Annotated in this window: 17 protein-coding genes; 13 read left to right on the forward strand and 4 right to left on the reverse strand. The window is 69.9% G+C overall.

The annotated features are described in order from the left end of the window. Window positions 1-226 precede the first annotated feature (226 nt). Window positions 227-2,005, reverse strand: coding sequence for an ABC transporter ATP-binding protein (locus ACFVM3_RS30925; protein ID WP_185927416.1), 1,779 nt, complete (start codon window positions 2,003-2,005; stop codon window positions 227-229). 157 nt (window positions 2,006-2,162) lie between these two features. Here ACFVM3_RS30925 and mshB point away from each other — a divergent pair, with 157 nt between their 5' ends. From mshB to ACFVM3_RS30940, 3 genes are read left to right on the forward strand one after another with little or no spacing between them, the layout of a single operon-like run. Continuing rightward, window positions 2,163-3,005: an N-acetyl-1-D-myo-inositol-2-amino-2-deoxy-alpha-D-glucopyranoside deacetylase gene (mshB, locus tag ACFVM3_RS30930; protein ID WP_378443472.1), complete on the forward strand. Its 843-nt coding sequence runs from the start codon at window positions 2,163-2,165 to the stop codon at window positions 3,003-3,005. Then, on the forward strand, window positions 3,002-3,409 hold the full coding sequence (locus tag ACFVM3_RS30935) for a hypothetical protein (protein WP_378443473.1): 408 nt from the start codon (window positions 3,002-3,004) through the stop codon (window positions 3,407-3,409). Before mshB ends, ACFVM3_RS30935 begins: the two co-directional genes overlap by 4 nt. Further along, the gene (locus tag ACFVM3_RS30940) at window positions 3,402-4,208 is read left to right on the forward strand and encodes a hypothetical protein (protein ID WP_378443474.1); all 807 of its coding nucleotides are present in this window, start codon (window positions 3,402-3,404) and stop codon (window positions 4,206-4,208) included. Before ACFVM3_RS30935 ends, ACFVM3_RS30940 begins: the two co-directional genes overlap by 8 nt. Here the strand turns inward: ACFVM3_RS30940 and ACFVM3_RS30945 are convergent. Continuing rightward, entirely contained in the window at window positions 4,192-4,953 is a 762-nt protein-coding gene (locus ACFVM3_RS30945) for a site-2 protease family protein (protein ID WP_378443494.1), read from the reverse strand. The genes ACFVM3_RS30940 and ACFVM3_RS30945 overlap by 17 nt on opposite strands. A gap of 171 nt (window positions 4,954-5,124) precedes the next feature. Here ACFVM3_RS30945 and ACFVM3_RS30950 point away from each other — a divergent pair, with 171 nt between their 5' ends. Together ACFVM3_RS30950 and ACFVM3_RS30955 are read left to right on the forward strand one after the other, a co-directional pair. Beyond that, window positions 5,125-5,508 carry a WhiB family transcriptional regulator gene (locus ACFVM3_RS30950; RefSeq protein ID WP_007028952.1) on the forward strand — a complete coding sequence of 128 codons (384 nt, stop codon included), beginning with the start codon at window positions 5,125-5,127 and terminating at the stop codon, window positions 5,506-5,508. Window positions 5,509-5,641: 133 nt separating this feature from the next. Further along, window positions 5,642-8,908, forward strand: a complete 3,267-nt coding sequence (locus tag ACFVM3_RS30955) for a glycosyltransferase (protein WP_378443475.1) — start codon at window positions 5,642-5,644, stop codon at window positions 8,906-8,908. 387 nt (window positions 8,909-9,295) lie between these two features. Here ACFVM3_RS30955 and ACFVM3_RS30960 read toward each other — a convergent pair whose 3' ends face one another. After that, window positions 9,296-9,727 (reverse strand): metallopeptidase family protein, encoded by a 432-nt coding sequence (locus ACFVM3_RS30960; RefSeq protein WP_007028954.1) that lies wholly within the window; start codon window positions 9,725-9,727, stop codon window positions 9,296-9,298. A 116-nt stretch (window positions 9,728-9,843) separates the two neighbouring features. Between ACFVM3_RS30960 and ACFVM3_RS30965 the strand changes: the two genes are divergently transcribed. The 6 genes from ACFVM3_RS30965 (at window position 9,844) to ACFVM3_RS30990 (ending at window position 14,965) form a co-directional block, all read left to right on the forward strand. Beyond that, window positions 9,844-10,197 carry a DUF3499 domain-containing protein gene (locus ACFVM3_RS30965; protein ID WP_073848429.1) on the forward strand — a complete coding sequence of 118 codons (354 nt, stop codon included), beginning with the start codon at window positions 9,844-9,846 and terminating at the stop codon, window positions 10,195-10,197. A 72-nt stretch (window positions 10,198-10,269) separates the two neighbouring features. After that, entirely contained in the window at window positions 10,270-11,625 is a 1,356-nt protein-coding gene (locus tag ACFVM3_RS30970; RefSeq protein ID WP_378443476.1) for a phosphomannomutase/phosphoglucomutase, read from the forward strand. Window positions 11,626-11,677: 52 nt separating this feature from the next. Then, window positions 11,678-11,899 (forward strand): Trm112 family protein, encoded by a 222-nt coding sequence (locus ACFVM3_RS30975; protein ID WP_240599820.1) that lies wholly within the window; start codon window positions 11,678-11,680, stop codon window positions 11,897-11,899. After that, window positions 11,883-12,974 (forward strand): hypothetical protein, encoded by a 1,092-nt coding sequence (locus ACFVM3_RS30980; protein ID WP_378443477.1) that lies wholly within the window; start codon window positions 11,883-11,885, stop codon window positions 12,972-12,974. Before ACFVM3_RS30975 ends, ACFVM3_RS30980 begins: the two co-directional genes overlap by 17 nt. 67 nt (window positions 12,975-13,041) lie before the next feature. Then, window positions 13,042-14,265, forward strand: coding sequence for a mannose-6-phosphate isomerase, class I (gene manA / locus ACFVM3_RS30985; protein WP_378443495.1), 1,224 nt, complete (start codon window positions 13,042-13,044; stop codon window positions 14,263-14,265). Between the two features lie 190 nt (window positions 14,266-14,455). Then, complete coding sequence (locus tag ACFVM3_RS30990; RefSeq protein ID WP_378443478.1) at window positions 14,456-14,965, forward strand: hypothetical protein; 510 nt, start codon at window positions 14,456-14,458, stop codon at window positions 14,963-14,965. Window positions 14,966-15,023: 58 nt separating this feature from the next. On the opposite strand, the gene ACFVM3_RS30995 is transcribed toward ACFVM3_RS30990, so the two are convergent. Further along, window positions 15,024-18,026: a BTAD domain-containing putative transcriptional regulator gene (locus tag ACFVM3_RS30995; protein ID WP_378443479.1), complete on the reverse strand. Its 3,003-nt coding sequence runs from the start codon at window positions 18,024-18,026 to the stop codon at window positions 15,024-15,026. Between the two features lie 143 nt (window positions 18,027-18,169). Here ACFVM3_RS30995 and ACFVM3_RS31000 point away from each other — a divergent pair, with 143 nt between their 5' ends. Beyond that, window positions 18,170-19,084 (forward strand): cation diffusion facilitator family transporter, encoded by a 915-nt coding sequence (locus tag ACFVM3_RS31000; RefSeq protein ID WP_378443480.1) that lies wholly within the window; start codon window positions 18,170-18,172, stop codon window positions 19,082-19,084. A gap of 249 nt (window positions 19,085-19,333) precedes the next feature. Continuing rightward, the gene (locus ACFVM3_RS31005; protein ID WP_378443481.1) at window positions 19,334-20,854 is read left to right on the forward strand and encodes an amino acid permease; all 1,521 of its coding nucleotides are present in this window, start codon (window positions 19,334-19,336) and stop codon (window positions 20,852-20,854) included. Window positions 20,855-21,057: the final 203 nt, after the last annotated feature.

Consider the following 21,057-nt stretch of genomic DNA (forward strand, 5'->3'; position numbering starts at 1 on the left):
CCTTCCCTCGGCTCAGCCGAGGGAAGGGGGCCTTCACGCGCTTCAGGGCACGGGAGGCGTAACTCGCGTGCTTGAAGGCGTAACTCTCACATCCGTCCGGAGACACGCGAGTTACGCCTCCAGACACGCGAGTTACGGCTCCAAACACGCGAGTGTCGTCTAGATACACAAAGGCCCCCTTACCGCGTCCAGCGCGGTGAAGGGGGCCTTCGCGTATCTCTGAGGGTCAGTCGGCCACCGGGGCCAGCTTGCCCGCCTCCCAGGCCGCACGCCGCTCGGCCTGCAGCACCGGGTCCGCGACCGGGGCGGCCGACAGCAGACGACGGGTGTAGTCCTCGCGCGGCGAGTGCAGCACCTGGTCACGCGTGCCGACCTCGACCAGCTTGCCGTGCTGCATCACCGCGACGCGGTCGGCCAGCAGGTCGACGACGGCGAGGTCGTGGCTGATGAACAGGCAGGCGAACTGCAGCGAGCGCTGCAGGTCCAGGAACAGGTCCAGCACCCGCGCCTGCACCGACACGTCCAGCGCCGAGGTCGGTTCGTCCGCGATCAGCAGCGCCGGGTCGAGCGACAGCGCCCGCGCGATGGCGACACGCTGGCGCTGGCCGCCGGACAGCTCGTGCGGGTACCGGTTGCGGTAGTGGCCGCCGAGCTCGACCTTGTCCAAAAGGGACGCCACGCGCTCGTTCAGGGCCTTGCCCTGCAGGAACTTGTGCAGCACCATCGGCTCGGCGATCGATTCGCCGATGGTCATCTTCGGGTCCAGTGTGGACGCCGGGTCCTGGAACACGATCGAGAAGTACCGGCGCAGCGGGCGCAGGTCCTTGTTCGACATGTTCGTGATGTCCTTGCCCGCGATCGACACGGTGCCCGCGGTCGGGGTCAGCAGGCGGATCGCGCAGCGGCCCACGGTCGACTTGCCGGAACCGGACTCGCCGACCAGGCCGACGATCTCGCCCTTGGCGATGCTCAGCGAGACGTCGTCCACCGCGCGGTTCTTCGCCTGGCCGCGACGGCCGGGGTACTCCAGCACGAGGTTCTTGATCTCGAGCGCGGGCGCGTTCTCCTCGATGACCGCGGCGAGCTCGGAGTCCTCGAGACGGATCTCCTCGGCGATCTTCGTGGCCTCGTCGCTGTCGGCGGAGATGCCCTCCTCGAGCAGGCGGCGGCCTTCCGGACGCTGGCCGAGCACGGGCACCGCGGCGAGCAGCTTGCGGGTGTACTCCTGCGACGGCGACGCGAACAGTTCGCGCACCGGCGCCTCTTCGACGATGTTGCCCTGGTACATCACGACCACGCGGTCGGCGAGGTCGGCGACGACACCCATGTCGTGCGTGATCAGCACGATCGCGGTGTTGAGCGTGTCACGCAGCTTGCGCAGCAGGCCGAGGATCTCCGCCTGCACGGTGACGTCGAGCGCCGTGGTCGGCTCGTCGGCGATGATGACCTTCGGGTCGCACGAGATCGCCATCGCGATGACGACCCGCTGCCGCAGACCACCGGAGAGCTGGTGCGGGTACTGCTTGAAGCGCAGCGGCGGGTTCGGGATGCCGACCATCTCCAGCAGCTCGATGGCGCGCTTGTCGGCGGCTTCCTTCGAGATGTCCTGGTGCGAGCGGAGCGCCTCGCGCAGCTGCCAGCCGACGGTGTAGACCGGGTTCAGCGCGGTCATCGGCTCCTGGAAGATCATCGCGACCTGGTTGCCGCGGATCTTCTGGAGGTCCTTCTCCTTGAGATCGGCGAGGTTGCGGTCGCCGAGGCGGAGCTCGCCCGCGATCCGGCTCGTCTTCGGGAGCAGCCCGAGCACCGACATCGAGGTCACCGACTTGCCGGAACCGGACTCGCCGACCACCGCGACGATCTCACCCGGTTTGACGTCGAATCCGATGCCCTTGACGGCGTCGACCACGCCTTCGTCGGTCGGGAACGAAACGCTCAGGTCGGAGATGGACAGAACCGAACCCGACACGCCGCCGAGGTCCGACGATGCTGCTTCAGTGCTCACCAAGATGCCCTTCGTGGGGGTACATATGGTCACGGCGCAATGCCCGTGACTCGCGCGAGGATAACCGAGAGTCGCCCGACTAAGGTCGGTGCTCGGGGCTTCCGTTCCCGACACCCTATAAAGGAAAGCGCGCCGTGTTCGAATTAGTCTTCAAGCCGTGATCTCCGATCTGCCCAAATTGCTGCTCGTGCACGCCCATCCGGACGACGAGAGCATCACCACCGGTGGCACCATCGCGCGTTACGCCGCCGAAGGCGCCGAAGTGACCGTTGTCACGTGCACTCTCGGTGAGGAAGGCGAGATCATCCCGCCGTCCCTCGACGGTCTCGGTTCGTGGGCTTCGGACCAGCTCGGCGGCTACCGCGCGGGTGAGCTCGCGTCGGCCTGCGCGGCGCTGGGCGTCACGCGGCACCGGTATCTCGGCGGCATCGGCCGCTGGCGTGACTCGGGTATGGCCGGGACGCCGTCCGCGGCCCATCCGCGCGCGTTCTCCGGCGGCGACCTCGGCGAGCAGGCGGCTCAGCTCGCCGAGATCCTCGACGAGTTCCGGCCCCAGGTCGTCGTCACGTATGACGCCTTCGGGGGTTACGGACACCCCGACCACGTCCGCGCGCACGAGGTCACCATGGCCGCGGCGCCGAAGGCCGCGTCGGTCGAGCGGGTCTTCCACACGGTTTCGTCCCGCGACGCCGTCGCGGCGGGCCTCGAGGCGCTGCGCGGGCGCTCTCCGTTCCGGGTCCCGGAAGACGGCGAACTCCCGGTGACGCCGGACGAGACCATCACGACCGTTCTCGACGTCGGCGCGCACATCCCGGCGAAGGCGGCCGCGCTGCGGGCGCACGAGACCCAGGTCAGCGTGCCCGCTCCGCCGCATCTCGCGGACCACTTCGCGTTGAGCAACGACATCGCGCAGCCGATCACCCCGAACGAGTACTTCGTGCTCGCGCACGGACCGGCCGAAGGCGCCGCGGCCGATCTGTTCGGGGGCCTCGCGAGGTGAACCCGCCGCTCACGTCGACGCAGCGTCTGCTGCTGGCCTTGCTGACGTTCGACGCGTTCCTGCTCGGGCTGCTCGAACTGTTCTTCCTGCCGCTCCGGCTCGACGGGATCGTGCTGCCGAAGCTCGGGGACGCGCCCATGCCGGTGACCGTGGTGCTCGCGGTGATCACCACCCCGCTGCTGGTGCGGACGACCGCGAAAGTGGTGAGGCCCTCCTTTTCGGTGATTCCGCTGCTCGTCTGGGTACTAGTCGTACTCGTGATGGGCGTGACCGGTCCCGGTGGTGATCTGGTGCTGATACAGGACTGGCGGGCCTTGCTGCTGATCGGCGGCGGGGCGCTGCCGGGAGCACTGGCGCTGGGTGGCGGTCTTGGCAGGGCGGCGAAGGGAGTTAGCAGTGGGTGAAGCGATTTCGGACCGTCAGGTCGTGGCGGTGCTGCGGCCGTTCGTCCGTGCCTGCGGGCCGATGGTCGACGCGCTGCGTGACGCGGATCCGTTCGGCCTGCAGGCGAGAGGGCGCCGCCACGAGGATCTCGACGGCGTCGAACCCGGGCTGAAGGACAAGCTGCTCAACGGGATCACCTCGGTCAAGGTGCCCGGCACCGCGGCGTGGGCCGAGATGTCGAACTACCAGCGGACGGACTGGTGGGTGAACCGGGTCGGCCGGTTCACCGCGCTGATCACCGCGATCCCCGGTCTCGGTGGCGCGCTGGCCGACCGGCTGCCCGTGCAGGACGCGCTCGGCTCGGCGGCGCAGGGGGTGTTGCTGTGCGCGATCGCGGGGGAGTACGGCGTGACCGACGTCGGCGCCCGGGTCCGGCTGATCGCGTGGGTCCTTTTCGAACGCGACATCGATCCGGTGATCGCCGCGGGCAAACACGCCGAACACGACAAAGCCGCCGAAGACGACGAAGCGGCGAAGCTCACCGAAGAACTCGACGACGCGAAGAAGAAGCACGGCAAGATCACCCTGAAGGCGGCCGCCGGCACGTTGTGGCGCCTCGGCCGGGGTCTGCTCGGCATCGTCGACGAACTGGAAAAGCGGCCTCGCGGCCGTCTTTTCCACCGTGCGCTCGGGAAGCTGCCGGTCGTCGGCATGGCGGGCGACTACCTCGGCGAGCGGTCCGGCCTCAAACGCGTCTGGAAGCGGGCGCACGAGTGGTTCACCGAACACCCCGAGGGCGAGCTCACTTCCAGAACATGAACGCGTCTTGTCCGTATTGGGCAGCGAGCGTGAAGCCGCCGACAGAGTCGAAGACCGCGTAGGACACATCCCAGAACACGCCGCTGGCTCCGGGGACGGCGATCAGTACGGCGAACAGCGCCAGCGGCGCCCACGGCCGGGCCTTCGCGCCGAACTCGCGCGCCCCTGGCGAAAGGTACGGCTCGATCGCGCCCCAGCCGTCGAGGCCGGGGATCGGCAGGATGTTCAGGAGGAACGTGACGATCTGAAGCAGCGCCAGGAACGAAAGCCCGATCACGAGTCCGCTCGCCATCGGCACGAGCGCGACGACGAGGGTCAACACGACACCGACGCCGAGGTTGCTCAGCGGCCCGGCGAGGGAAACCCACGACTGGACCCCGCGTGACCGCAGGCGTCCGTGTTCGATCCACACCGCGCCACCCGGCAGCGGGATGCCGCCGATGACGAGGAATACCAACGGCAGGACGATGGACAGGATCGGATCCGTGTATTTCCGGACGTCCATGGACAGGTAACCCTTGTGGGCGACGCTGTGGTCGCCACCGCGGAACGCGACGACGGCGTGGCCGAATTCGTGGAGCGTCAGTGACGCCACCCAGCCGCCGGCGACGAGCAGGATCACGCCGATGGTGATGAGCGGGTCGTACTCCTGCCGGGAAATCGTCGTCGTGTCGCCGAAAGCCGTCAGTACACCGCCCAGGACGGTGACCGCGAGGATGCCGAGGAAGATCGGGCTTGGCCGCACTGCTGATCTCTGCACCCCTCCAGTCTTCCGTATGCCCGATGTGAAGTTCTCGGCGTGTCCCCTTGCGCTTCTACGCGCGGGTATCCCCCGAACTCGCTACTCCGCTTGACCTGACCGCACTACACGGGTGTAATCACAGTGATGTCATTCGTCGCTGGAAGGGGGCGGCGGATGGTGTTTCAACACCGCCAGCCTGGGGAGTGCGTGGACAGCGAGGAGGCGGACGTGCGGTTGGAAGCAGATGGAAGGGAATGGGGGCAAGTCGTGGGTTGGGGTGAGGTCCCGGAGCAGCAACTGGGCGATCTCACCGAGCTTTTCGACGATGCCTCCGCGGAAGAGCAGGACTGGCAGGAACGGGCCCTCTGCGCGCAGACGGACCCGGAGGCGTTCTTCCCCGAGAAGGGCGGCTCCACCCGTGAAGCCAAGCGGATCTGCCTCGGTTGCGAGGTCAAGGACGAGTGCCTCGAGTACGCCCTCGCGCATGACGAGCGGTTCGGTATTTGGGGCGGGCTCTCCGAACGTGAGCGTAGGAAACTGAAAAAGCGAGCTGTGTGACGGCGATCTCCGGCGGCCTGTGCGCGCCGGAGATCGCTTACGCCCGCTTCCACATAGTGGGGTCACCAACGGGTGAAAGGGTCGCGTCGTAGGGTGGCGGCACTCGACTTCGCCGCCACATCTGGAGTGCCCGTTGTCCCGCACTGCCGCGTCACCTGTGTTGCGCACGGTCCCCGTTCTGGCCATTGTGGTCTGTCACAACGGCGAGAACTGGTTGCCACTGGCGCTTTCCGCGCTGCGGCGCAGCGGAGTCCGGCCGCGGCACATCCTCGCGGTCGACACCGGATCCACCGACGGGACGGCGAAGATCCTCGCCGACGCGGCGTCCGTCGGCGAAGAGCCGGTCTTGGACGGAATTCTCACACTTTCCCGTGATGTCGGCTTCGGTGCCGCCGTCGGCGAGGCCGTCGAGCACGCCGTCGAACGCTGGGGTGATCCCGGTGGCTGGCTCTGGCTGCTGCACGACGACTGCGCGCCGGAACCCGACTGTCTCGAAAACCTGTTGGCAGCGGCGGAAAACGAGCCCGAGGCGACGGTGCTCGGCCCGCTCGCGGTCGACTGGAGCGACCCGCGGCTCATCGTCGAAGCCGGGTTGTCGACCGACGCCATCGGTCACCGGCAGCAGATCGCACCGGATGAGAACGACATCGCCGTGCTCGCCGTGCCGAGCGCGGGATCGCTGGTGCGGCGGGAAGTCTGGCACGAACTCGGCGGCTACGACCCCCGCTTTCCCTTGCTGCGCGAGGATCTCGACTTCGGCTGGCGTGCCAACGCCGCGGGCGGCCGGGTGCTTTCGGTGCCGGCGGCCCGGCTCCGGCACGCTCGGGCGCTCAGCACCGGACAGCGGGAACCGGACGCCCTGGGCCTTCCCCTCGCGACGGCGAACCGCGCGCACGGGTTGCGGGTGTTCCTCGTCAACTGCTCGCCACTGTCCTTTTGGTTCGGCCTTTTTCGAATTCCGGTGTTCGCGGTGCTACGGGCGCTCGCGTTCCTGGTGCTGCGGCGTACCGGCGAGGCGGGCGCGGAACTCGCGGCCGCCTGGTACCTGTTGCGCGGCCGCGGTGGACTGCGCGCGGCCCGCGCCGAACGCCGGAAGACCGACCGGCCTGGCCACGTCCGCGGGCTGTTCACCGGCCGGATGACGCGGGTGCGCAACGCGGTGCGTGCCGGTGTCGTCGGTCTCGTCCGGCGGGGCGTGGAACGGGATTTCGCCCTCGGGACGGTGCCGGAGAGCGTCGATCAGGAAGGGGCCTGGATCCCGCCTGAGGCGGTGAAGGCCGGACAGGATCGCCCGGTCGGTCCAGGCGCGCTGCCGGCGGGGGCGATGCGCGGTGTCGGCTCGCGGGGGACGGGGCTGCGCCGGCCGAGCGGGGTCGTCGCGGTCGCGGTCCCCGAAAAGCCCGCGGCTCCGGCGGAGGGGCCGAAACCGTCGCCGGTGCCGCGGCGGCCGGAACCGGAACTCGTGTTCGTCGAGGTGGACCGGAAACGCGTCCTCGGCGCGACCGTGTTCGCCCCGCCGGTGATCATGCTCGTGGTGCTGACGGCCCTCGCCTTCGTGCTCAACGGTTCCCGGCTCGGGCTGGACCTTTTCGGCGGGAAGCTGCTGCCGGTCGGCGGGCTCGGTGAGATCTGGTCGTCGTATCTCGCGCCGTGGCACGCGATCGCTGGTGGGACGGCGAGCCCCGCGCCCGCGACGTTGCCGGTGCTGGGCACGCTCGGCGCGATCTTCACGCCGATCGGCGGGCCGGCGGCACTGGTCGCGATCCTGCTGATCGGTGACATCCCTCTCGCGGCTCTGAGCGCGTACGCCGCCACTCGGCACCTTCGCGTGCGTCGCTGGGTTCGGGCCGTCGCCGCGGCGGCGTACGGCGTGCTCCCCGCGGCCACCGCTTCGGTCGCGCAGGGGCGGCTCGACGTCGTCGTCGTGCATCTGCTGCTGCCCCTGGTGATCGCGGGCATCGTCGGGCTGCTGGTCCGCGCGGACTCGCGATGGCTGCACGTTTCCGCGCTGAGCGCGATCGGGCTGGCGCTGATCGGCGCCTTCTCCCCGCTGGCGCACGCGCTCGCGCTCGTCGGGCTGCTGATCGGCTTCGTGGTGCTGCCGTCGCCGACCGGGCTCGCGCGCCGGATCGCTTCGGTCGGCATCGTGGTGTTCCTGCCGCTGGCGTTGCTGCTGCCGTGGCCGAGTGTGCTGCTGCGGCATCCGGAACTGCTGTTGCACGGGCTCGGCGGCGGCGCCACGGCCGCGTCCGGGGCCGACCTCGCCGGACTGGACCCTGGCGGTCCCGGTGCCTGGCCGATCGGGGTGGCGCTGGTCGCGGCGGCGATCGTCGCGCTGGTGGTCCGGCCGTCGAAGGGCGCGGGCGGCGGTATCGCGGTCGTCGTGCTGGGTGTGCTCGGGCTCGTGGCGGTGCGGTTCGTGGCGGTGACGCCGATGTCGGGTGGCGCGCACGCGACCGGATACGCCGGGGTGCCGCTGCTGGTGATCAGCGCCGGTCTGTTGTGGACGGTGCTGGCGACCTGGCAGCGGGGCGGTTCCGGGGTCGATCCCGCGCCATGGCTGGCGAAGGTCACGGCCGTGGCGGGGGTGCTGGTGTTGCTGGCGCTGGCGACCGGTGCGGTCGTCGCCGGCCGGGAAGGGCCGTTGCGGGCGGGTGAGCGTCCCTCACTGGCTCCGGAGATTTCCGCGGAGCTGGCTTCGAGCGGCCGTTCGGTGCTGGTGATCGGTGACCTCGCCCGGCAGGCAGGTGGGCGGTTGCCGAGTTTCGGCGACGACGAACTCGCGCCGACGCCGGGCAGTGCCGATCGGCTCGCATCGTGGCGCCGGGACCTGCTGCAAGGCTCGCCGGACGCGGTCAAACAGGCCTTCGCTGCTGCTCTGGCCTCGGGGGTGTCGTATGTCGTGCTGCCGAGCGGCGCCGATGGTGGCGCTTTCGTCGAACTCGCGCGAGACCTGGTGGTTTTGGCGGCGCCGACCTCGGACGGGCGTCCGGTGCTGCGGCTGCTGCCCGCCGGTGGGCAGGTGGCGTTGATCTCGCCGGAACTGGCGCAGGCGGCCGTGACCGGCAAGGGCGCGCCGGGGGCGTCGCCAGGGGTGGCGCCGGTGCAGGCAGGGCTGCCGGACGTGCGGGTGCGCGTCTCGGAAGGTCCGACCGGGCGGCTGCTCGTGCTGGCCGCGGAGTTCGAAGCGGGGTGGCAGGCGAGCGTGGACGGCAAGGCGGTGCCGATCGTGCGGGCTTGGGGGCATCAGGTGGCGGTCTCGGTGCCGCCCACGCCCTCGGAGGTCGTGGTGGAGCATCAGGGGACCACGCGGAATCTGCTGCTGCTGGCGCAGGTGGCGGCGGTGCTGTTCACGCTGCTTACGGCTGTTCCGACGCGGAGGCGTTCTTCGGCTTCCTGAGCTTCTCGGCTGTCCTTGCTTGGGCTGCCGCCGCTGCGGTCGGGGCTCGCTGTCCTGAAGGTCCCCTTTGAGACTTTCAACGTCTCAAAGGGGACCTTCAGGACGTTCCAGCGATCGGCTGGGCCCGGACTCACGTCCCCAACGTGGCTTTGGGGACGTCCCGCCTCCAGGCCCGAGCGTCCCATCAGGGTCGCTCAGCGTCTCAAATGCGACCTTGGGAACCTTCGCACCTTGCCCAAAGCCCCCGCGAGTTATCCACAGCCCCTTCCCCTTGTGGACAACTCAGCGCTCCGGGCGCGTTTTCGCAGGTCCCATCGATGCACCGCGATACACTGGGCTGGGGACGCCCCCCGGGGAAGGGCGGGGGCTGGGGTGCGGAGGTGAGGGTTATTCGCCTTCGATGACGTCGGGTTCGACGCCGAGGTAGCCGGCCACCTGTTCGACGAGGACGTCGTGGACGAGTTCCGCGAGTTCGCCGGGGTCCTTCGCGCGTGCTTCGAGGGGGCGCCGGTAGAGGACGATGCGGGCCCGCGTCGGGAGGCCGGCGCGGTCGACGCCGGCGGGCACGAGCCGCGAGAGCGGGACGGCGCCGTCGTGCAGCACGCCGTCCACTCCGGTCGGTGCGCCATCCGAGCGAACTTCGGGGACGTCGTCGACGGCGACGTCGAGCTTCGTCAGCTCGTGCCGCCACCGCGCTTCGATCGGTTCGAGCGCGTCCAAAACCAGCGCGTCGAACCTTTCCGCCCTGCTAGCGGCGGCGGGAAGGGTCGACGGATACAGCGCTCCGCGCAGGCCCCGGCCGTGCCGGTCCCGGCGCATCCGCCGTCGCTGTCGGGAATCACGAGCCGTCGCCACGAACCGAAGGGTACGCGCTCGGCGAATCAAAGCGCGTGTCGCCGGTACGCCCGGCGCGCGACGCGCTATCGTTCTCGATCGTGCGGAGCGTACGAAAGTGTTCGCGAACGGGTTGTCTCGAACCCGCTGTCGCCACGCTCACGTATGCCTACAGCGATTCGACGGCCGTGGTGGGCCCCTTGGCCACCGCGAGCGAGCCGCACTCCTATGACCTCTGCGAGGCGCACGCCCTCCGGCTGACCGTGCCCAAGGGCTGGGAAGTCGTCCGGCACGAAGGGGCCTTCGCCGCCCCGGACCCGTCCGCCGACGAGCTGACCGCGCTGGCCGAGGCCGTGCGCGAGGCGGGCCGGTCCGACAAGCCCGCGCCCGAGCCCGAACCCGAGGGACCCTCGGGCAGGCGCGGCCACCTGCGCGTCCTGCCCGGCCGCGCCTGACGCGAGGGCTCGCCGGTAGGCTTTCGAGCGCGCCAGAGGGCGTTGTAACGAGACTATTGGCGGGGAGCAGGCGTGCCAGACCTTTCGGGCATCGTGAAGGCCTACGACATTCGCGGCGTGGTCGGTGAGCAGCTGGACGCGGCACTCGTCCGCGACCTCGGATCGGCGTTCGCCCTGTTGATCAAGCCGGAGTCCGACTCCGTGGTGATCGGCCACGACATGCGCGATTCCTCGCCCGAGCTGGCCGCCGCGTTCGCCGACGGCGTGACCTCGCAGGGCCTCGACGTCGTGTCGATCGGCCTCGCCAGCACCGACCAGCTGTACTTCGCGTCCGGGTCGCTCAACCTGCCGGGCGCCATGTTCACCGCCAGCCACAACCCGGCGAAGTACAACGGCATCAAGCTGTGCCGCTCGGGCGCCGCCCCCGTCGGCCAGGACTCCGGTCTCGCGGAGATCCGCGACACCGTCGAGCAGGGCGTGCCCGCCTTCGAGGGCCAGCGCGGTTCGGTGACCGAGAAGGACGTCCTCGCGGACTACGCGGCGTACCTGCGCAAGCTCGTCGACCTCTCGGGCAGCCGCCCGCTGAAGGTCGTCGTCGACGCGGGCAACGGCATGGGCGGCTACACCGTTCCGACGGTTTTCGCGGGCCTGCCCATCGAGGTCGTCCCGATGTACTTCGAACTCGACGGCAACTTCCCGAACCACGAGGCCAACCCGCTCGACCCGAAGAACATCGTCGACCTCCAGGCGAAGGTGCGCGAGGAAGGCGCCGACGCGGGCCTCGCCTTCGACGGCGACGCGGACCGCTGCTTCGTCGTCGACGAGCGCGGGGAGCCGGTCTCGCCGAGCGCCATCACCGCGCTGGTCGCGATCCGTGAGCTGGAGAAGGAGCCGGGCGGCACCATCATCCACAACCTGATCACGTCGAAGGGTGTCCCGGAGATCGTCGCCGAGCACGGCGGCAAGCCGGTGCGCACCCGGGTCGGGCACTCGTTCATCAAGGCCGAGATGGCCAAGACCGGCGCGATCTTCGGCGGGGAGCACTCCGCCCACTACTACTTCCGCGACTTCTGGCGTGCCGACACCGGCATGCTGGCCGCGCTGCACGTGCTCGCCGCCCTCGGCGAACAGGCGGGCCCGCTGTCCGAACTGACGGCGGAGTACTCGCGCTACTCGGCCTCCGGTGAGATCAACTCCACCGTCGACGACCAGGTCGCGCGCATGATGGCGGTCAAGGACACGTTCGGCGCCCGCGACGGCGTCGAAATCGACGAACTGGACGGGCTCACCGTGCAGCTTCCCGGCGGTGGCTGGTTCAACCTGCGCCCGTCCAACACCGAGCCGCTGCTCCGCCTGAACGTCGAGGCCGCCGACGCCGAGGCCGTCCGGGCGCTGACCGAAGACGTATTGGCGATCGTCCGTGGGTAACGAATGTGTCGTGAAAACACACATCGAGACGTCCCACAGGTAGGGAGTAACCATGGCCGTCACGTTCGACGCACAGTTGCTGGAGATCCTGGCCTGCCCGTCCCCCGATCACGCGCCGCTGCGGCCGGGGACGACGGCCGACCCGGAGGCCGACGCGCTGACCTGCACGGAATGCGGTCGCGTGTATCCGGTCCGTGATGGAATCCCGGTACTGTTGCTGGACGAAGCCACCGAGCCGACGACCCCGGATGGCGCTCATGCCGACGGTCCCTGACGAGTCCCTGCTCGACGATCCCGCGAGGCTGGCCGAGGCCGACACCGCGGGGCTTCTCCGTGCCGCCGCGATGGCGGGCGCCCAGGTCCGGGCGACCGCCGAAGCCGCGGCCGAACTCGAGCTGAGCGATCGCCTTGACGTCGGGCGCCCGCGCTCGCTCGTGCTGATCGACCGGCCGGGGGTCAGCCGGACGCTGACCCGGCTGGTCGCCGCGCTCCTGACGCCGTCGTGCCCGGTGCCGGTGGTCGTCGCCGAGGTGGTGCCGAGCTGGATCGGCGCGCTCGACGTGGTCTTCGCGCACACCGACGACGCCGGTGACCGCGAGCTGGCCGCCTCCTTGGAACGCGCCGCCCGGTTCGGGGCCACCGTCGTGCTGTCCGCGCCCGACGAAGGCCCCGTCGCGGCCGCCGTCGCGGGCAAGGGGCTGCTGCTCGCGCCGAGGATCCCGGTCCCGCCGGAGATGGCGTTCCCGCGTGGGCTCGCCGCCGCCCTGGTCACCGCGAACGCGCTCGGCCTGCTGGTGGCCGATCTGGAGCAGCTCGCGGACCACCTCGACGCGGAGGCCGAGAAGGACTACCTGGCCAGGGATTCGTTCGCGAACCCGGCCAAAGCGATGGCGCTGAAGCTGGCCGAGCGCCAGCCGCTGCTGTGGGGGCTGGACCCGGTCGCCGTCGCCGTCGGCGAGCACGCGGCCCACGCGTTCGCCGCGCACGCCGCCCTCGTCTGTGACGTGGAGGACTATCGCCAGGCGCTGGCCAGGCCCGCTTTGCGGCGGGCGGCGTTGTCCGGGGGCGTGGATCGCGATATCTTCGCGGACCCGGAAGAGGGGGCCGGCGCGACGCCGAGGGTGTTGCTCCTCTCCGTTCGCACGGGGCCCGCCGCCGAGGCGGCCCGCTATCAGGCGGAAGACCTGCTGCCCGGCGGCGACGTGATCGCCCCGGCCGAAGAGATCGAAACGGACGAGATCGTGCGTGCGGCCGTTCTCGCGCTCCGGTTCGAGCTGGCCGCGGTCTATCTGGGGCTGGCCGTCGGCAGCATCGGCGGCGCCGGGAGGTACACGCCGGCAACGGCGTGAGTCCCGAGCGCGACGTTAAGCAATGAGGTCCGGCACCACCCGTGCCCGGCGAGGAGTTGAGGTGACAGTGGAGCTGCTGCGCAATGCCGTGCGGCCCTACGCGTGGGGGTCCAGGACGACGATCCCCGAGCTGCTGGGGCGCCCGGTGCCGGCGCCGCATCCGGAGGCGGAACTGTGGATGGGCGCCCACCCCGGCGACCCGTCGCACGTCATCGGCCCGGACGGTACCGAGCGGAGCCTGCTGGAGCTCGTCGAAGCCGATCCGGTCGGCCAGCTCGGCACGACCTGCGCCGACCGCTGGGGCGGCAGGCTGCCGTTCCTGCTGAAGATCCTCGCCGCCGAAGAGCCGCTTTCGATGCAGGCGCACCCGTCGGCCGCGCAGGCGGCGGAGGGCTACGCGCGCGAGGAGTCGGCGGGGATCCCGCGCGACGCCTCGAATCGCAACTACCCGGATCCGACGGCGAAGCCGGAACTCGTCTGCGCGCTGACGGAGTTCCACGCGCTGGCCGGCTTCCGCGACCCGGAGCGCACGATCTCGCTGCTGAAGGCGATCGAGACGCCCGGGCTGGCGAAGTACGCGGTGCTGCTGGAGGCCCAGCCGGACCCGGCCGGGCTGCGCGCGCTGTTCACCACCTGGATCACCCTGCCGCAGGCGGCACTCGACGAACTGCTGCCCGAGGTCCTCGATTCGTGTGTGAAGCACGTCCAGGAACGCGGCGAATTCGACCTCGAATGCCGCACCATCCTGGAGCTCGGCGAGTCGCATCCCCGTGACGCGGGGGTGCTCGCGGCGCTGCTCCTCAACCGGCTCACCCTCAGCGCGGGCGAGGCGATCTACCTGCCCGCCGGGAACCTGCACCTGTACCTGCACGGCACCGCCGTCGAGATCCTGGCGAACTCGGACAACATCCTGCGCTGCGGGCTGACCCCGAAGCACGTCGACGTGCCGGAGCTGCTGCGCGTCGTCGACTTCGCGTGCGGCGAGATGCCGGTCCAGAGCGGTGACCGCGAGGAGCGCATGTCGGTGTACCGCACCGACGCGCCCGAGTTCGAGCTGTCGCGGATCGAATGGGAGGCCGGGGACGGCGGCGAGGTCGCCGTCCACGACGTCGGCCCGCAGATCCTGCTGTGCACCGCCGGTGGCCTGCTGGTGACGGCCGACGACGGCGAGCAGGTCGAACTCCGCCGCGGCCAGTCGGTGTGGCTCCCGGCCGCCGACCCGGAGGTCCGGGTGCGCCCGCTTTCCGGCGAGCGCACCCAGGTGTTCCGGGCCACCGCCGGCACCTGCTGATCCCTCGCGGTTTAGTCCTCTCGATGCGGTACTTGCGTGTGCAAGGACCGCATTCAGAGGATTAAACGCGTGCGCGCTTGGCCGAAGTGTGTGCGTTCCGTGTGGCGGGTTCCGCAACTATCGCCCGAAGGGGTGACCCGGCGCTTGGCGTCGGCTCGTCCCGGATGTCGATAGCCAAGGAGCAGCAGTAGTGACTTCCCAACCCGACACGGCGAGCGGACGCGCTTACCGGGTGCCGGTCTCCGCGCGCCCCACCGTCCTGCTCGCCGCGCTCGGAGCCGCCGTGGTGACCGTGCTCGTCCCGGTCGTCGACCTGGTACTCCCGCTGCCGAGCGGCCAGGACCTGGTCGGCTCCGCGCAGGTGCTGTCGGGGCTGGCAGGCGAAACGATCGAGTCCGTCAAGGCCGCGGGCTCCGGCCTGCACGGCCTCGCCTCCGGCGCGGAGAGCAGGCTGAACCTTCCGCTGGTCGTGCTCGTCTCGCTCGGCGCGCAGGTGCTGCTCACGGCCGCGCTGGTGGTGACCGGCACCCAGCCCGTCCGTGTGATGCTGACCGTCGCCGGGCTGATCAACGTGTTCGCGGTCGCGCGGCTCGGGCCCGCCGCGCCGCCGGTGTGGGACGCCGCGGCCAACGGCGTGCTGGTGATCGTGCTGGCCTGGTTCTCCGCCGGACGGCGCGAACCACGGCTCACCGCGGTGTGATTCCGGTCTGATGGAGATTTCCGGATGGTGCCCGTCTGAGGGGTCGGGCACCCTCCGGTCAGGCCGGGGCGGGTTCGGTGAGCGACAACAGCAGCCGGACGAGGGTCGAAGCGTTGGCGTCGTGGGGGACTTCCAATCGCTTCGCCTCTTCGCCCGCCGCCTCGGCCGCCTTCGTTTCCCCGACGGCCTCGTACGCCCGGCGCAACACGTGCAGGGTGAGGGCCGTCGCGGGTTTCCCGCCCATGGCGCGGAATTCGTCAAGGCATTGGCGCAGCACGGGAATCGCGCGATCGGCCAGCCCGTCGCCGATCCAGCTCGCGGCTATCGCGCGCGTGCAGGAAAGCTCTCGCGGCCGTTCTTCGAGTGCTCCGGCCAGCCGTCGCGCGTTCTCGTAGGCGTTCACCGCGTCGTCCCGCCGTCCGGCGCCGGCGAGGATCGCGCCCTGGGTGCGCAACGACTTCGCCAGCGCCGATTCCGCCGTCGTCCGGCGCAACACCCGGACCGATTCCTCGATCGTCTCCAGTGCCTCCTCCGGGCGGCCGTCGAGCATCAGCGACCACGAAAGTCCTTGCAGGGCAACACCGAGCTGCCGTTCGTCGCCGCGTTCGCGCGCGTGCGCGAGACTACGCCTGTCGATCTCCAGTGCCTCGGAGATCTTGCCGAGACGGTGCAACGCCGCGGACTCCGCCTGCCGCGCGTACGCCCCACTTTCGTCCACAGTGGACAGTTCGCGGGCCTGGGTCGCGGCGTGCAGGGATTCGCCCGCCCTGCCGAGCCCGACGAGGCAGCGCGCCAGATTCGTCTCGACCCAAGCCTGCGCGGAAATGTCGCCCAGCTCCGCCAATTCCTTCGAACACTCGCGGTAGCCCTCGGCGGCGAGCTCGTACTCGCCGCGAACGTGCAGCAATACCGCCAGGTTCGCTTCGGCGATGACCACGATATGCCGGTCCCCGGCCTCACGGGCGGCGTCGCGCAGGGTCTCGTACGCCGTCCGCATATCGGTGTAATGACTGTGCAAGTACAGGTACGCGCTCAGCCTTTCCAGTATCCGCAACGCTTTCCGCCGCCAGCCGACGGCGCACAGCGACGAGACGGCGGCGACCAGGTTGGCGCGCTCCACGGAGAACCAGGTGCCGGGGTCGCGCAGCAGCCGCTCGACCAGCTCGTCCGGCAACGGCTGCGCGGGCACGTCGTGATCCGACAACGGCATCGGCACCGTCCTCGGCAGGCGCCGGGCCGCCGTGTCGGCGAGGCACAGCGCCGCGTCCGACACCTTCGCGACCGTCGCCACCCGCTCGGCGTGGGTCTCCAGCGCCCGGCCGAGTTCTGTGGCGAACACGCGCACGAGATCGTGGACACGGAACCGCTGCTCGCCCGTCGGATCGAGACCGGTGGCTTCGAGCAGGCTGGCCTCGACGAGTTCGTCGATGGCCTCGTCGGCGCCCTCGTCATCGATCAGCGTCGACACCGCCCACGCGGGCAGGTCGAGGGTGCGACAGCGGCCGATCAGCCGGAACGCGCGCCGCGCCGCCGGGCTCAGCGCCTGATAGCTCAACGCGATACTGCCCCGGACCTGGAGATCGCTGACCTGGAGTTCGTCGAGGCGCGAGACCTCGTCCTCCAGTTTCCCGGCGAGCTTCCCGAGCGGCAGACCGGGCCGCATCGCGAGCCTGCTGCCGGCGATCCGCAACGCCAGCGGGAGATTGCCACAGGCCTTGGCGATCCGTTCCGCGTCCGCGCGTTCGGCGCCGACCCGGTCCGGCCCGGCCAGCCGCGCCAGCAGGGTCATCGCCTCGGCGCCGGACAGCGGCGCGAGATGGAGCCGATCCGCCCCCGCGAGCCCGGAAAGCCGCTGCCTGCTGGTGATCAGCACCGCGCTGCCCGGCGTTCCCGGCAGCAGCGCGCGAACCTGCTCGGGGCTCGCGGCGTCGTCGAGCACCACGAGGACCCGCCGATCGGCGAGGCGGCCGCGATAGACCGCCGCCCTGGCCTCGACGTCGTCCGGGATGGCCGGACCGGTGACGCCGAGCGCGCGCAGCAGGTCGCCGAGGACGTCGGCGAGCTCGCGGGGGTCGGAGGCGCCTGCCAGCGGGACGAACAGCTGACCGTCCGGAAAGGACCGGCGGAGCCTGTGCGCGGTGGTGACCGCGAGCGTGGACTTGCCCGCACCCGGTTCGCCGGTGATCACCACGACCGGGACGCCCTTGCCTTCGCCGAGAAGCGCGGAGAGTTTCGCGATCTCGCTTTCGCGGCCGGCGAGATCCGCGATGTCCGGCGGCAGCTGGCAGATCGGGAAGACCGGCGCCGCCTTGGCCGGAGGCACCGGATCCTCGCCGCGCAACACGGCGGCGTGCACCCGGCGGACCTCGGCGCCGGGTTCCACGCCGAGTTCCTCGACGAGGGTGGCGCGCAGATCGCGGTGGACGGTCAGGGAATCGGCCTGCCGCCCGGCTCGGTGGAGCGCGATCATCAGCTGCGCGGCCAGCCGCTCGCGCAGCGGATGCTCGGTGATCATCGCCTGGAGTTCACCGGTGAGCTCGCCGTGCCTGCCGTCGGACAGTTCGGCGTCGACACAGTCTTCGAAGGCGGCGAGCCGCTCCGACTCGAGGCGGGCGATGTCCGCGTCGAGCCGGGGGACGTGCAGTCCGGAAAGGACCGGCCCGCGCCATTCCGCCAGCGCCCGGCGGTAGTGCGCCGAAACACGAGCCGCCGGATCGCCCGCCCGCGCCGCCGCCTTTCCCGCCGCGACGGCTTCGCGGAAGGACAGCAGGTCGAGGTCGGCGGGCTCGACCACCAGCCGGTAGCCGTGCGGATCCCGCTCGATCTCCAGCCCCTCGAACCGGGCACGCAGGCGGGAGACGTACGTGTGCAGATTCGAGGAGTACGACTTCGGCGGTGTGTCCGGCCAGAGGGTCTCGACCAGGGCGTCGACCGGGACGGCCGAGTTCGCGTTCAGCAGCAGGACGGCCAGCAGGGCGCGCTGGTGATCGCCGCGCGGCGTCGTGCGCCGCCCGTCCGGGCTCTCGATCGTCAGCGGTCCGAGCACGCCGAATCGCGGCACGGGCACCTCCCCGGGTCATGAGAGGGGCGAGACTAGCGAGGAGGCCCGACAATTCTGTGACCTGTCCCGCCCGCCGTGTACGGGCACATCCGCACTGCTAGCCTTCGAACCCGGCATATCGGGACACCATTGGGGAGTTGCACGTGTCTGCAGGTGGCGGAACCAAGGCGATCATCGCCGCGCTCGTGGCGAACGCCGGCATCGCGGTCGCGAAGTTCACCGGCTTCCTCATCACGGGATCGTCCTCGATGCTGGCCGAGTCCGTGCACTCGCTCGCGGACACCTCGAACCAGGGACTCCTGCTGCTCGGGCAGAAGACCTCGCAGCGCAAGGCGACCCGTACCCACCCGTTCGGCTTCGGGCGGGACCGGTACTTCTACTCGTTCATCGTCGCCCTGATGCTGTTCAGCCTCGGCTCGGTTTTCGCGCTGTACGAGGGCATCCACAAGATTTCGCACCCTGAGGCGCTGACCTCGCCGCTGGTGGCGGTCGGCATCCTCGTGGTGGCGATCGGGCTGGAGTGCTACTCCTTCTACACCGCGATCCAGGAATCGAAGAAGATCAAGGGCGACGCGGGCTGGTGGGCGTTCATCCGCCAGGCCAAGACGCCCGAACTGCCGGTGGTCCTGCTGGAGGACGCGGGCGCGCTGTTCGGCCTGGTGTTCGCGCTCGCCGGTGTCGGGCTGTCGGTCGTGACCGGGAACCCGGTGTGGGACGGCATCGGCACCGTGACGATCGGTGTGCTGCTCGGCGTCATCGCGATCATCCTGATCATCGAGATGAAGAGCCTGCTGATCGGCGAAGGCGCCTCCGAGGCCGACCTCGACGTGATCGTCGACGAACTCGCCGCGGGCAAGGTCGAGCGGGTCATCCACATCCGGACGCTGTACATCGGCCCGGACGAGATGCTGGTGGCCGCGAAGCTCGCGCTGGTGCCGGGACTGGAGACCGCGGAAATCGCGCAGGCCATCGACGACGCCGAAGCGCGTGTGCGGGCGAAGGTGCCGACGGCGAAGCTGATCTACCTGGAGCCGGACCTGGACCGCGCGCTGGCCTGAGCCGGTCGCTCGCTTCACGTGCCATGAAAGGTCCTTTCCTTGCAAATTTCGCAAGGAAAGGACCTTTCATGGCGTCGGCGAGTAGAGGACGAGCGGGACGTGGGCCGCGACCGCAGCCCTTCGAGCAACCGTCCGTGCTCCGGCGATCACCGCCACGATGTCCCGGTACCTCGTTGCTCTCCCACCGCGCTGCCGTCACGACCGGGCGATAGGGTCCCTTGAACCGCAGTCAGGTGTAGGAGGTCAAGGGTGCCCGGAAACGGTCTGTGGCGTACGAAGTCCATCGAGCAATCCATCGCGGACACCGACGAGCCGGGGACGAAGCTCAGGCGGAACCTGAGCGCGTGGGACCTGACCGTCTTCGGTGTCGCCGTCGTCATCGGTGCCGGTATCTTCACCCTCACCGCGCGCACGGCCGGTGACTTCGCGGGGCCGTCGGTCTCGCTCGCCTTCGTGTTCGCGGCCATCGCCTGCGCGCTGGCCGCCCTCTGTTACGCGGAATTCGCTTCGACCGTTCCGGTGGCCGGGAGCGCGTACACGTTCTCCTACGCCACGTTCGGTGAGTTCATGGCGTGGATCATCGGCTGGGACCTCATCCTGGAGCTCGCGGTCGGCGCGGCCGCGGTGTCGAAGGGCTGGTCCGCGTACCTCGAAACCGTGCTCTCCTACATCTTCGGCAAGGGCACGAAGACGACGTTCGAGCTCGGCCCGATCCCGGTCGACTGGGGCGCCTTGCTCGTGGTGGTGGTGCTCGCGACGCTGCTCGCCGTCGGCACGAAGCTGTCTTCGCGGTTCTCCATGGTGATCACCGGGATCAAGGTCGCGGTGGTGCTGTTCGTGATCGTGCTGGGCATCTTCTACATCAAGGGGTCGAACTACACCCCGTTCATCCCGGACGCCCAGCCCGCCGCGGAGTCGGCGTCGACCGGCGTCGACCAGTCGCTGTTCTCGCTGATCGCCGGTGGCGGCAGCAGCGCGTTCGGCGTCTTCGGCCTGCTTGCCGCCGCGTCGCTGGTGTTCTTCGCGTTCATCGGGTTCGACATCGTCGCGACCACCGCTGAGGAGACCCGCAACCCGCAGAAGGCCGTGCCCCGCGGCATCTTCGGTTCGCTCGCCATCGTCACGGTGCTGTACGTCGCCGTGTCGCTCGTGGTCGTCGGCATGGTGAACTACAAGGATCTCGCCACCACGGCGGGTGACGGCGGCAAGAAGACGCTCGCGTCCGCGTTCGCGGCCAACGGCGTCGACTGGGCGGCCAACATCATCTCCATCGGTGCCCTCGCCGGTCTGACCACCGTCGTCATGGTGCTGATGCTCGGCCAGATCCGGATCATCTTCGCGATGTCGCGTGACGGCCTCATGCCGCGCGGCCTGGCGAAGACCGGCTCGAGCGGGACCCCGAAGCGCGCGACCATCGTCGTCGGCGGGCTGGTCGCGGTCGCGGCGACGTTCTTCCCGGCAGACAAGCTCGAGGAAATGGTCAACGTCGGGACGCTGTTCGCCTTCGTGCTGGTCTCGGCGGGCGTGCTGGTGCTGCGCAAGACCCGGCCCGATCTGCCCCGCGCCTTCCGGGTGCCGTGGGTCCCGGTGATCCCGATCCTGGCGATCGTGGCCTGCCTGTGGCTGATGCTGAACCTGACCGTGCTCACCTGGCTGCGCTTCCTGGCGTGGATGGCGCTGGGCGTGGTCATCTACTTCGTCTACAGCCGTCGCCGTTCCCTGCTCGGCAAACAGGACAAGGGCGAGGTGCCGACGTCCGTTTCGGACTGATCATTCTCGTTTCGACGGCCCACCATTCCTTTGTGGATGGTGGGCCGTTTTCGTCCGGTCTCGGAGTGATAACAGCCGGGGTCCCGCTGCCGCCGTAAAATCCGTGTGCGATACCGTCCGGGACCTTGCTTCCCCCTGATGGGTTAACGCGACTCCTGCAGAAGTACCGCGAGTTGACCGCGTTCCCTCGGAGGTGGCGCCAC

Source organism: Amycolatopsis sp. NPDC057786 (assembly GCF_042797905.1).
Taxonomy (GTDB): domain Bacteria; phylum Actinomycetota; class Actinomycetes; order Mycobacteriales; family Pseudonocardiaceae; genus Amycolatopsis.